Raw genomic sequence first — 12,664 nt, forward strand, 5'->3', positions numbered from 1 at the left:
AATCGGTTCGGGACTGATTCTCTTGAGAGTTACAACACCGATTTAGGGTGGCATCGCCCTGTATCTGAGAGGCGAAATTACCCATAAGAATTAAATATGGATTATTTGAATAGTCCCCTATTCGTACGTCTCCGCTTTCAGCGATCGCCGTTGTCGCCCTCCTGACTTTCGCGGGATGTACTGGACTTCAAAGCACAGGCGGGAACGGGCCGTCGCCCGACGCGTCCCCTGCCGATTTCCCGAACGCGTCGGCCATCGACCAGTCGGTGTTCGACACCCACGCGAATGTGCTGGCGAACACGAGTTTCACGCTCTCAACCGAGAAAACTCGGAAGGATCGCGTTTTCCACCCTTCAGAGAAGAACTTCACGTACATGAACGACACGGGCCGGTTTCTCGTCGAGCCCGGCGACTCACAGTACCTCGGACACACCACCGGCTACTTTTCGGGGAACCGTTCCATCTACTCGAACGGAAGTACAGAGTACACCCTGTCCCGGACGGAGAACGAGTCGGCAGTGAATCCTACCCGCGCCCCTGTGTTCAACGAGTCGGGCGAGCGGTATCTCTGGCGCGGATGGTTCAACAACGACAGCGGAAGCCAGCTCGCGTTTGCTGCGATTGACGCCACCTACGAGCGCGAAGGCGTCGAGACGTTCCAGGGCGTTCCGGTGATGCGTTACGAGGCCACCGGCGTCGACGCGCTGGCCGATTCATGGGCGGGGGGCGAGAACGCGAGTTCGTGGTACGAGGAGTTCTCAGCGACACTCCTGCTTGACGAAGACGGCGTCATCCGCCACTATGAGTACGAATTCGTCTGGGCCGACTATCACACCCGGAAGATTACGGAGACGTACACCCTGTCCGACGTAGGGAGCACCAACGTCGAGAAACCGGACTGGGCGGTGAACGCGACGGTGGGGTCGTAACTACTCGGCTCGATACCGACTGGGTCGCCCGGTTGATTAATCCGTCCTCTCTATTTAGCACGCAGTTCCTATCATGCTCCGAGGATTTCAACAAAGCCGAATATCAATTCGGCGAAATGACTGTTTACTAGATATTACTGATATAATTAAAATAACAGTAGGATTACAAATCTGTGCGTTGCTGGAATAAGTAGCTTATATCAATGCGCAATTAAGGGATTCAGCCATCTGATCACACCGTCAACATTCGTGTGGTGCCCAATCGTTCTTTAACTGCGGAACGGAATCTGCTCGTCAAGCGTCGCACTCATCTCATACTCGACCAGACATACCCCAGTAATGAACGCAACTATGGCTCCTGCACCCATCGCCGGCCAGCGAGCCAAACCAGTTGAGAGTGCAATTTGGAGCGTCATTTGCGCGAGTACGATTCCTGCTAAAACAATAAATACCCGAGTCGCCGAGCGATCCATTACCGTGTCCGGATGTAGATTCTCTAATCGTGGCATCGTTCGTTGGTTGTAAGAATAGGCTGGTTCGATCATATTCCGTCGCCACGGAGTGAAAGTGAAACCACTTCGATAGTGATAGCAGTCGTCATCAATAGTGGAGATACATCGCCCCCGCTATGTGCAAATCTGCGCCGTCTCGTCACCTGCTGTCGTCGGGAAACTGTTATCCGGTGGCCGCGATACCTGCCTGGTATGGGAGTACTCCAGGACATGCTGTGCATCACGGGTATCAGACACGACTACGGAGACGTACACGGTGGAATGAAGCGCTGTCGGAACTGTGGGACCGTCGAAGAGACCGAGTGACATCCTCCCCGCCGTAAACGGTGGGATTCTCTCCTTGAAGAAAGGTAGCCCACACGAACGAGTCCGGTCGGCCAAGAATTATCAGCGGAGTGAATCAAGGACACTGTTTGGGAACGTGTGAACAACCGAAGTCCCGAACAACTGCTGGACCGTTAGTGATACCCTTCACCGATAACTGACAGAAAACAAATGTGGTGTTGTTTCGCGTGGTGTTGCCGTCGTTACATCGTCGTCGTTGTGGTCGTCATCATCTCGCTTGGGGCGTCTATCGCCGGCACGAGGTCGAAGGCTTGAGCCTTGTCGTTCGTCTGCAGAAGCCCGACGGCAAACGCTGAAACCACCGTGCCGCCTTCGAGGTTCACATCGAATGTGGCGACGGCCTCGTTCGATCCCGCGGGTCGGACTTCGATGGTGTACGACCCCGCGGGAACTTCGACGTACTCGCTGGCGTTGCCGAACTCGAGTCCTTCGACAAGGACGTTGCCGTCAGCGGCGATATCGACCGCTGGCGCATCCGATGAGAGATGGACTGCTCGAAGTCGGGCTTGATTTCCGGACGGTATCTGATTCTCGTCGATGAACACGAACGCCTCGGGATTGTCGAGTGTTCCCCCCGCGGCGATTGTGTAATCGGTGCTCGCGTCGAGAGTGACCTGCTGGTCGATGACCGCACTCCCCCGCCCCTGGCCTGCTGGCGCGACCTGAACGGTGTATTGTCCAGGTTCGAGTTCGAGGTAGTTGCTCACGTCCTTGAACGCGACGTTCTGCAGGACACGGTTTCCGTCCACGTAGACATCCACTTCCGGAGCGTCCGGAATCGCGTGGATGGCCCGGACGCGACTCGCGTTTCCGTTTTGGCTGGTGGTCATCTCCTGTGCGCTCGAAATCCCGCCGAGAATCGGTATGCTGCTCACGCCGATGGCTCTGAGCACTTGTCGTCTGGTTTGCTTCATTTTGATTCCCCCAACTGGCGTTCAATCAGTTAGTCAAAAAGGATTTTCCCGGACCAGTTTGGTTGGCTCATTGTCATTCGGGTGTTCTCCTGCTATGTACGACATAATTCCGTATTCGAGTGGAACCCAACTACTCGACTTTCATGGTGTGAGTTTCCCCGAGAAACCGGGTGCCAATGACACGGTGGAAGACGGGAGCCCCGGTGACAGGGCCTTGGAACGCTACGATTCCGATGGGTAGAAACTACCCGCTGGAGGGTCTGGAGTATAGTTCCGAAACCTCAGCACAAGGCGTCCCTGCTGTGTAGGAAGTCCCGTCGTTTACGGCGGGGCGAGGATGCCACGACGCACGTTTCCCAACTGTCGGGCAAGCCATCCAAGACCGGTGAGCCTCTTTAAGAGAAACCGTTATGTGATACAGTGTATTAAGATGTAAACATGCCTTCGATCAGCGCTCGTATCCCTGAGGATGATGAAGACGAACTCAAGGCAGTTATCGAACTCCTCGACGAAGACAAAAGTACGGTTATTCGCAAAGCTCTCTCCGAAGGCCTCACGTCACTCCGGCAACGCGTCGCCATCGAACGATACCAGTCAGGAGAAATCTCCGTCAATCAGGCAGCGCGCCTCGCTGGAGTGAGCCTCGCCGAGTGGCTCGAAATCGCCCGTGAACGGAATCTCACCTCCCAGCTTTCCCCTGATGATCTCGACGCGGACGCGATGGCCGCCCGTGAGCTCTGATGCAGGTCTTCATCGATGCCACAACGCTCATTTCTCTCGGTACCATCGGCGAACTCAACCTCCTCACGAACGTTACTGGCGATCTCGTCATCCTCCCACTCGTTGGAGCCGAAGTCACGACCGAACCCGCTCAAACGAATCTCACCCGGTTTGTCAACAAGCATGAGGTCCACACTGATGATCCTGCCGTTCACGACCGAATTAACCAGGCAAAAGATGTCCTCGGAGAGCCGACCGAAAATGGCGACGTCCATCTGATCGCTGCTGTCCTTGCCTACACTAACGATGACAGATCGATCGGTGTCATTTCCGATGATCGTCGCGTCCGTACTACGGCTCGGGGACTAGGGGCGACGGTCACCGGAACCATTGGCGTTATCGTACGAGCTGTCGACGAGGGGCTTCCTCCTCAAGACGCTCGGGAACTCGTCGACCGTGTTGATTCGCACGGGCTCCACATGACCGGAAACCTCCGCGAGAAAGCATACTCACTCATTGAGGATGCCGCTGATACGTCTTCAACTGAGTAGCCACCACGAAAGAACTGGCGAGCGAGACAGACAAGACAACAGCATATCGAAAGGCAATCACCCAATAACCCGTAAACTCGAACGCATCACGAAAGACAGTGGGAAGGTCCATTTCCGGCTTCCCGACGAGGAAGACGTGCTCGGTCGCGGTGGTGCAAACCGCGAGCCGTAATATCCCAACTCGGGAGAATCCTCGTGCTTGAGCGCGGGCGTTTGTCAAAGAGTTGTCACTAGTGCCATGTCTGCTCGAACATTGTGTCGCCATCGAGTTCAACGATAGTCTCAAGCTGGCAGAGACCGTGAGAAATGTAGTTACTGGCAGTAATCTCGAATTCGCCGAAATTCGTCGTAATTCCTAGCGTCATTTCGTTCTGAGCAGTTGCGGTTGATGGATCGTCTGCCGTAACCGACGCCTCAAAAGTCGCTTCCCGTGAAAGCCGACCGTGTGGGAAATCAACGTCTAACGCGTGGCGTTTTAACGTCTGGACACGATTAGAGACTCGCTCACGACTAGTCGTCCACGAGGAACTGCTAGTCGCATGTTCGGCGCTTGTCGGAATTCTCTCATCGGGTGGAGGCATCTGTATCGTGTCATCAAAATCCACACCGTTCATTTGGCAGCCAGGGAACCGCACAGTAGCGGGATTAGCGGGTGTGGAACGAACGATGAACGAACCCTGGCGTGGGGTCGGGAGGGAGACCGGAAAGTAAGATGAGCCGACGGCAACGCGAATCGAATGCCCTTCCTCAAAGACGTGCGACTTCGGCTCGAACGGAACGGTTATGTCGTACTCGGTTCCGGGTTTCATTTCATCAGGGTTGTCGAGGCCCTTTCGGTATTTACCTCGAATCGCGCCATGGGAAACGAGTGTGCCCCGAGAATCCGGTGACACATTGACGAGTCGAACGACGATAGTTGGGTCGGGTACGCTGGCTTCGAGTCGGAGCGTCACGTTGCCGGTGCCGGTGAGTTCGATTGGACTATCGAGGGGACCCGTCTCGAACGTTAACGACCGTACGTCGTCATCGTTCGTTGCTGGCGGTTCGAACGAGACCCCGTAGGGATCGATCGAGGACGGTCCGACAGTAGAATCAAATCTGTATTCGGCATCAACTTCACCGGTCTTGTATTCATTTGGAGATACGAGTCCTGTCGGTGTGAGTGCGAATGACACAGAATCACCTGTCTTGTGATAAATCGTTTCGCCATTGGTTGGCCGATCAGTTGCGTCTTCATCACAAACGGTCGGCCAAGTCTTTCGGCCGCGCCATTGACCAGCCGAAGATCCGCCACCGTCGAGTTCGGTCCAGTAAGAGATGGTCGGTTCGTCCATCACTCCGTTTTCTTCGTCACGCAAAAAGTGGTTGAACCACTCGAGTGCTTGTCGACGGAAGTTGATAGAGCTTTCACGGCCGCGATGAGGCATCTGATGACGCCATGGACCGAGAAGAAGCCGCTTTGGTGCATCGATGGCCTCGAAGTACTCCAGTGTATCCTGCGTGTATGGATCACGCCACCCACCGACAGCGAGTGTCGGGGTTTCGATACGCTCGACGGGAATAGTCTTATCCTCCCAGTAAGATTCGTGGGGCTCATTGTCGATGAATTGGAACAGCCATGGCGTTCGATCGCGTGACCGTTCTAATCGATTCTGCCAACGAGTAAGCCACTCACCATCCGCATCACGAATACTCGCTGGTTTTGCTTCGAGCGCTTGCATCAGTGTCAGCCAGTCCATCCCAATGGTGAGAAACTCGAACAGGCCACCGTAGGAATATGCGTTCCGCCATCCCTGATAGGGAGTATGAATAGGGACGATTGCGTCCAAAGCGTCCGGTTGCTGAGCCGCAGCATCCAGCGCTGTAATACCACCGTATGATTTCCCGAAGAGACCAATCCGACCAGTAGTCCAAGGCTGTTCAGCGAGCCACTCGACGATGGCTGCTGGTTCAGTCCCCTCACGTCGGGTGAATGGTTCGTCGATGAACCCGCTCGAACTACCGGTTCCGAGCATGTCTGCGACAATGACCTCGTAGCCGTGCTTGGCAAAATACAGACAGAGGGGGTCATACGCACCGTATGTGATGAGATCGTCTTGGTGATACGGAACATACATCAACAGCGCTGGTGAGGGTCCATCGCTGTCGAGTGGTTCATATCGGGTTGCTACAACAGTTTCCGACTGGACAGGGATTTCAAGAGCTGTGTGACGTCTAACATCGCCAAGTGGGTCGTGGGAAGTCATGAGAGGGTTGAAACGGCAGCTATTTTCCTGAATGTGAACATTATTACAAAGTCAATTTTGAATCATCCACACGTTCTCAAACAGCAGGACACTGGTCGTCTCGAGAGAACGGTGGTGGCTTAGGTCTCTGGTTGTGCTACTTGATACCATATGGCTCATATTTGGCACCACACCAACTTAATTGTTTGACCGATGCGGGTGTTTCTTGCTGTCTCGACGTGTTCTTCTTCGACCATCAGCCCTTCGCTACACATACTGCTGACTACGCTAGCAGTAGCTGATCTGATACCGTACCGTCGCTTCTCTTCGGTCTCATCGAGAAGAGCGGACCTTGTAGAGAATATTTATATTTGTACAACCAAGGTTGATTTCATGCGGGTTACTACACCTATACATGACCGTTTATCCGATCTTCGACGTGAATTTCATCAATATCCTGAACCTGCCTGGCGTGAGTTTTACACTACTTCTCGACTTGCAGAAGAGATAGAGTACATCGGCGTAGACCGACTCCACCTGGGGCGGGAAGCGATGAACCCCGCTGAGCGACTGGCCGTCCCCTCCGCTACTGAAATCGACCGTTGGCGAGAACAGGCCCGTGAAGACGGTGCCCCTGCTGAGTTTCTCGATCAGCTCTCGGATTGCACCGGTGCAGTTGCGATTCTTGAGCATGGTGATGGACCAACTGTTGCTCTGCGTGTCGATATCGATGGGCTCCTTCGTGAAGAGTCGACTGACGGAACTCATCGTCCGGCGGCCGAAGGATTTCGCTCTCGACATGATGACGTCATGCACGCGTGTGGCCATGACGCTCATATGACCATTGGACTTGGTATACTGGAGGCCATCGGAGCGAGTGACTTCTCTGGCACGTTCAAGGTGTTCTTCCAGCCAGCAGAGGAGAAAGGGGGCGGGGGCCGTCCAATGGCGAAAAGCGAGCATGTCTCAGACGTTGATTATCTGTTTGCGATCCACATCGGTCTTGGTCATCCGACTGGAGAGATTGTTTCGGGAATGGTTAAACCACTCGCAGTTAGCAATCTCATCGTCACGTTTCAGGGCAAATCTGCCCATGCAGGTCTCGCACCGAACGAGGGCCAAAACGCGATGCAGGCCCTCGGAACTGCGATTCAGAACTCCTATGCCATTCCTCGACATACCGATGGAACGACTCGGGTCAATATCGGTCGCGTGGAGGGAGGGACCGCGGCGAACGTAATCGCCGAGCACATCGAGGCAGAAGCTGAGGTCCGTGGTGAGACTACTCGCTTAATGGAGTACACGAAGACGGAGTTCGAGAATACGGTTCATGCCGCCGCGGCCATGCATGAATGCGAGGCCGACGTGACTGTTGATGGTCAAGCACCGCGCGCTGACAGCGACCCCGAGTTAGCCGCTATCGTCGGTGAGAGCGCACGAAACCACCACGATGTCGACCACGTTATCGATTCGATTCGGTTCGGAGCGAGCGAGGATGCAACCTACCTAATGGATACAGTTCAAAAACAGGGTGGACTGGCAACGTACGTTATCGTCGGCACTGATCACCCGACTGGCCACCATACCGCGACGTTTGATATCGACGAAACGTCACTACCGATCGCGGTCGAGGTGCTAACCGACGCTATTTGCACTGTTGCCCATCGTGATCCACTCGGTGGTTCTGAAGAATAATTATTGGATTTTTGAGACTAAACTCCTGCCCTTCGGGGAGAGAGGATGTGAAATATTTCACTACCGAACCAACGTTGGATTCCGAATACCTTTGAATACCAAATCTGACCGGTGGTCGCTTACGAGTTACCAAGTATATCTCGGAGTTTTCCCACCGAGAGGTTGCTTCCTGTGATTGGCAAAACAACGGTCTTCCCCGCTAGTTCGTCGCCCAGTTGAACTGCCGCTGCAACGCCGACGGCAGCGGCCCCCTCGGCTAACACTGCATCCTCGGTAAGTAGTTTCCGAATAGCAGCGCGTATGTCGTCGTCTTCGACAAGCATCATCTTCGTCAGGTGGTCTTGCATAATCTGAAGCGGGAGTGCAAATGGGGTCCGTATATTGATACCCTCAGCAAATGTATCAGCTTGCTCTTGGAATTCAATTGTGCCCTCGCTCCACGCTTGATAGACGGCATCAGCCCCGGTTGCCTGAACGCCGATGACATCACCGCCGAGGAGTTTGCCAATGGTCAGTGCATAGGCCGAAGCACTACTCCCCCCGCCGACAGGGTTGATTACAACATCCACTTCCGGACAATCCTCCATAACTTCGAGACCAGCACTGGCACGGCCGGCGATCAGATGGGGCTCATTCCCACCGTGCACGTATCGATATCCCTCCTCGGCTGCCTGGTGTTCAGCGTGTTCGCGGGCGTCGTCGAAATCCTCGCCGTGCTTGATGACGGTCGCACCAAGCCGCTTCATACTGCTGATCTTCGTCTGATTCTCAAGTGTCTCAGGAACGACGATAGTTGCCGGAACATCGAATTCGCGTGCGGCCGTGGCCATCCCTTGGCCGTGATTTCCCATGCTCGCCGTGATCAACCCTATCTCTTGGAACTCTGGTGCAAGCTCTGCGACGAGATTATAGAATCCTCGAATTTTGAATGAGCGTGTCGGCAGTGTATCTTCACGCTTGAGCAACACGTTGGCATCAAGTTCGGCCGAGAGACTTTCACTGCGGACTAATGGAGTTCGCGGGAGATATTGCCTTACGATTTGTCGTGCCGTATAGATGTCCCGTGTTGTAGGTGGTGTCAGATCGTGATACGAGAAAATTGTGGTCTTGTCCGGGGAGTCTACGGGTTCGTATGCTGGCATCGGTTCGTCGATAGGGGTGCAAGTGAGTTAAGTGTCCACGACAGGGACGATCACGTCTCACTTAGATTTACTCCAGAAATTGGCGTAGGCGTCGATCGTAACACGTCGAAAACGTATATTTATCAATTATTCAAACTATTTGTTGACCGAATGCCGTATCAAGAGTACCTACCAGTCGACGCTGGCCTCCCGAAGGTTGATGCTGTCGCCCCTGAAACATACCACCATGCCGGATTTTCGACTGCGACGGAACGGATGGGCGACGGTCGGTCTCGGACTCTCCGTAGCATTCGCCGTCCTCGTATTTGTCTACTTCTCGTACGAGGGGGCTCCGTTACGTGGCGCGTTAGTTGGACTCCTCGTCCTGTTGGCTGGTGGATGGGAGTACCGACGGAAACTGCAGGATACCGTTGTCGCCGAGTCTTACGAGGCGGAAGCAGAGGCACAGCAACGCAAGGATCGTCAGTAGTCGAGTCGAACTTCATCTCCGATGCGTTCACGCGTTCGAACGATGACAACCCCGGCCGACCTTCGGTGGTTTCATACCGTATTGATTGGTATCCTTTCGCATGACTACGAGCGGCGACCCGATAGCGGCGATGGAATGGCTGCTCACCCGCTTTGAGGACGACGACGACGTCGCGTACGGTGAAGCGGGTGCCGTCTCGCAGACGAAAACGGACATCGTCGTGACCGAAGAGGGTCCACGAGACGAACTCGAGTTCGACGAGACGGGTGTCTGGTGTCGCGTCTTCGCCAATGGCGCTGCCGACTATCGGTACACGACAAACTTAAACGAGGAGACGTTAGCCGATGTAGCAGACAGAGCGGTTCGCGGCGGCAAGTTCCTGGCACAGGCTGACCCCGCTCGATTCGACCAGCTCACCACCCACAGAGCCGTCCACGATGGATGGGCATCGGACCGAATCGACAAGGTACCGCTAGAGACGAAACGTTCGACCATCGAAGATAGTCTCACGGCGGCGGCAGATATCGATCTCGAACGACAGTGGGTTAACTACGCCGACACGCACATTGCGGAAACTGCGTCGACGACGACAGGAAGCACGGTTCGAACAACATTGGACCGCGCGAGCGTGGAGTTCACCTTCGCAGTCCGAGACGGGCCGACGATTCGACGCCATGCCGGGTCTACGCGAGGCGCAGCGTTCCTCGACGAACTCCCGGACGTGTTCGAGTCCGCTGTCGCCGACGCTCGGGCGTTGACGAGAGCGGCGACGACCAACGCACCGACCGATGAGGCGACCGTCGTTCTCAGTCCGCGGGCGGCCGGGCAGTTGTTCGCGTTCATCTCGCGATATCTCGAAGCGGACATGGTTGAGATGGGCTTGAGTCCGTACGACATCGGTGACGAACTCGGTCCCGAGTCGCTTTCGATAGAGGATACCATTCACGCCGGCTCGTGGGCCGCTCGCGGTTATGACGCCGAACTCCGGCCGACGACACCGGTGCAACTTATCGAGAACGGAACGGTGACGAGATACCTCCACAACACCGCCACTGGAGCGGAAGCGGACGTGTCTCCCGCTGGAAACGCTATCCACAGTCTCGGGTTCGGGCAGCCACCGCGAATCCATGCCCGCCATCTAGAGGTCGCACCCGGCGATACTGGCCGGGTGGCCCTTCACGACGGGGCCGACATACTCGTCGAGCGATTCGACGAACCGTGGCTCCGTGACGAGTTCGAACGCGTCCAGCGGTCGGGCGTCATGCCCGCGAGTGCCCTCTACGCAAGGGATATCGACCGGAAGGTCGATGACCGACCGGATCGAGGTTGTGCCCAGTTCCCCATCGCGGAGGGTTACCGGCTTCGGAACGGCGATCGTGCCGGCCGCATCGAAGGTTTGTCGTTAGTGTATGACCCATTGACCCTCTCCAATGCGACTGCTATCGGCTGTATCCGAGGAACTATCACTGGTGTCGACGAGAAACACAAATCGCAGATTCCGTACGCGGTGACCGCGCCCGGCGTTCGCCTCCGAGCAAAACTTCGCACACAAGAATAAGACGTGGAATGCAATCGACGGGGATTACGGAACTCGCTGTCGGTGATCGACTCCCGATGATTTTACTATTCTCTACTACGAGGTCTCAACTATCGGAATTGTCGACGTCTTCAATATCCAAGAAAGAGACGACAATTAACTGACCACGAAAATGACAACCTCACGAGCAGCTATGTTTCAACAGAATACTGTAGAACGGCAGCGAACCGGTCGCGCTACGCAATGGCATATCGATCACGAAGAACAAATTGTTCCCGTTGCATCGACCCAATTACCTAGCCCGCACACCGGACTTCGACACGTCCCGGAAACACCAGCGTACACGGATAGTCGCCGGAAAGACGTATGAAGGTCGGAACTGCAGAGTCGGGCCCAGGTAAGACTTCTACAGGCTATCTGTCCGTCGCTGATTTGCCAACGGGACAGCCCGAACAGATTCCCGTCGTCATCGTCGAAGGAGAAGAATCTGGGCCGACGGTATGGGTGACCGGAACGATTCACGGCGATGAACCGACTGGAATGGAAGCGATACACGAGTTTGTGTCCCGAATTCGGGACGAATCGCTCCAGGGGACAGTCGTTTGTATCCCGGTGATGAATCCGTCTGGACTTCGGACGAATGCTCGAACCTCATACTATCATGGTGACGACCCGAATCGGTACTTCGGCTTCGAGCGCGGAGACGGCGAGACGCCACCGAGCGTTCAGCAGTTGATTTGCGAGCGGGTGTACGAAGAGATCAGTGCGAGCGCAGATGTCGTCATCTCACTTCATACGTCATGGGTCGCAACGTATCCGTATTCGATTCTACCACGAGTGAGCTATGGAAACACTCGAGAAATATCCGAAGCCGTCGAATTACGCGACCGTATCATCGAACTCACCGACGCGTTCGGTCTCCCTGCGGTCAACCAGTTCAGTCACGAGGAGACCGAGCGACGGTCGCTCGAGCACACGTTGACCGGGGCGGCAGTCGCGGACGGGATTCCGGCGTTCACGCCGGAACTCGGCGGTCGATTCGTCGTGGAACAGGACGTCTGTGAGGCAGCCATCGTCGGGTTGTACAACGTGCTCCACGTCTTCGGGATGATCTCCGAATCGGCGTCATCCCCAATGGAGTTTGAGCTGCCAGCTGAGACCGATCTCAAACGGCTCATCCACCCACACGCGGACACCGCTGGACTCGTTCACTATAAAGTACAGGAGGGAGAATGGGTCCAGTCGGGACAGGTAGTTGCGGATATCGTCACACCTCACGGGGAGACGAAAACCCGAGTGAACACAGACCACTCGGGATATGTCCTGAGTCGATACGAGGGCGTCGCAGTATATGAAAACGATCCACTCCTCGACATGGCCGTGCCAGATGACGAATCACTGCTACAAGAGCATCGAGATTGATATCCTCCCCGCCGTAAACGGTGAGGATTCCTCGAAGAGGCTCTGTTGATAATCCTCAGGGTGAGACAGGAGTTGCGTGCTAAATATATTCTCTCTATTCATCACTCAGAAGTTGATCGTCTTCCACTGTAGGATGAACAACCGGGCGAAAGTAGTCTGCGTTCCGGGATTTCGGCACACTTCAAGACGCGTGATTGATTTGA

At 55.2% G+C, this 12,664-nt stretch carries 11 protein-coding genes; 7 read left to right on the plus strand and 4 right to left on the minus strand.

Features of this window, described 5'->3' with window-relative positions; all coding sequences use genetic code 11:
* The first annotated feature begins 161 nt into the window (after positions 1-161).
* Entirely contained in the window at positions 162-929 is a 768-nt protein-coding gene (locus AC1XDK_RS12245) for a DUF7537 family lipoprotein (protein ID WP_483350255.1), read from the plus strand.
* Positions 930-1,198: 269 nt separating this feature from the next.
* On the opposite strand, the gene AC1XDK_RS12250 is transcribed toward AC1XDK_RS12245, so the two are convergent.
* Both AC1XDK_RS12250 and AC1XDK_RS12255 read right to left on the minus strand, forming a co-directional pair.
* Positions 1,199-1,474, minus strand: coding sequence for a hypothetical protein (locus tag AC1XDK_RS12250; RefSeq protein ID WP_483350174.1), 276 nt, complete (start codon positions 1,472-1,474; stop codon positions 1,199-1,201).
* 494 nt (positions 1,475-1,968) lie between these two features.
* Complete coding sequence (locus AC1XDK_RS12255) at positions 1,969-2,700, minus strand: DUF4397 domain-containing protein (RefSeq protein WP_483350175.1); 732 nt, start codon at positions 2,698-2,700, stop codon at positions 1,969-1,971.
* 438 nt (positions 2,701-3,138) lie between these two features.
* On the opposite strand from AC1XDK_RS12255, the gene AC1XDK_RS12260 reads away from it, so the two are divergent.
* Both AC1XDK_RS12260 and AC1XDK_RS12265 read left to right on the plus strand, forming a co-directional pair.
* Positions 3,139-3,441 (plus strand): UPF0175 family protein, encoded by a 303-nt coding sequence (locus AC1XDK_RS12260; protein WP_483350176.1) that lies wholly within the window; start codon positions 3,139-3,141, stop codon positions 3,439-3,441.
* Positions 3,441-3,971 (plus strand): PIN domain-containing protein, encoded by a 531-nt coding sequence (locus tag AC1XDK_RS12265; RefSeq protein ID WP_483350177.1) that lies wholly within the window; start codon positions 3,441-3,443, stop codon positions 3,969-3,971. Before AC1XDK_RS12260 ends, AC1XDK_RS12265 begins: the two co-directional genes overlap by 1 nt.
* Before the next feature lie 230 nt (positions 3,972-4,201).
* On the opposite strand, the gene AC1XDK_RS12270 is transcribed toward AC1XDK_RS12265, so the two are convergent.
* On the minus strand, positions 4,202-6,217 hold the full coding sequence (locus AC1XDK_RS12270; protein WP_483350178.1) for a CocE/NonD family hydrolase: 2,016 nt from the start codon (positions 6,215-6,217) through the stop codon (positions 4,202-4,204).
* 372 nt (positions 6,218-6,589) lie between these two features.
* Between AC1XDK_RS12270 and AC1XDK_RS12275 the strand changes: the two genes are divergently transcribed.
* A complete protein-coding gene (locus AC1XDK_RS12275) occupies positions 6,590-7,891 on the plus strand; it encodes an amidohydrolase (RefSeq protein WP_483350179.1) in 1,302 nt (433 codons plus the stop codon).
* Positions 7,892-8,010: 119 nt separating this feature from the next.
* Here the strand turns inward: AC1XDK_RS12275 and AC1XDK_RS12280 are convergent, their stop codons facing one another.
* Positions 8,011-9,033 carry a threonine ammonia-lyase gene (locus tag AC1XDK_RS12280; protein WP_483350180.1) on the minus strand — a complete coding sequence of 341 codons (1,023 nt, stop codon included), beginning with the start codon at positions 9,031-9,033 and terminating at the stop codon, positions 8,011-8,013.
* Positions 9,034-9,259: 226 nt separating this feature from the next.
* Between AC1XDK_RS12280 and AC1XDK_RS12285 the strand changes: the two genes are divergently transcribed.
* The 3 genes from AC1XDK_RS12285 (at position 9,260) to AC1XDK_RS12295 (ending at position 12,461) form a co-directional block, all read left to right on the plus strand.
* On the plus strand, positions 9,260-9,502 hold the full coding sequence (locus AC1XDK_RS12285) for a hypothetical protein (RefSeq protein WP_483350181.1): 243 nt from the start codon (positions 9,260-9,262) through the stop codon (positions 9,500-9,502).
* A gap of 100 nt (positions 9,503-9,602) precedes the next feature.
* Positions 9,603-11,060 (plus strand): metallopeptidase TldD-related protein, encoded by a 1,458-nt coding sequence (locus AC1XDK_RS12290; protein WP_483350182.1) that lies wholly within the window; start codon positions 9,603-9,605, stop codon positions 11,058-11,060.
* Between the two features lie 411 nt (positions 11,061-11,471).
* The gene (locus tag AC1XDK_RS12295) at positions 11,472-12,461 is read left to right on the plus strand and encodes a succinylglutamate desuccinylase/aspartoacylase family protein (protein WP_483350183.1); all 990 of its coding nucleotides are present in this window, start codon (positions 11,472-11,474) and stop codon (positions 12,459-12,461) included.
* Positions 12,462-12,664: the final 203 nt, after the last annotated feature.

The sequence above is a fragment of the Haladaptatus sp. HS23 genome, assembly GCF_056892285.1.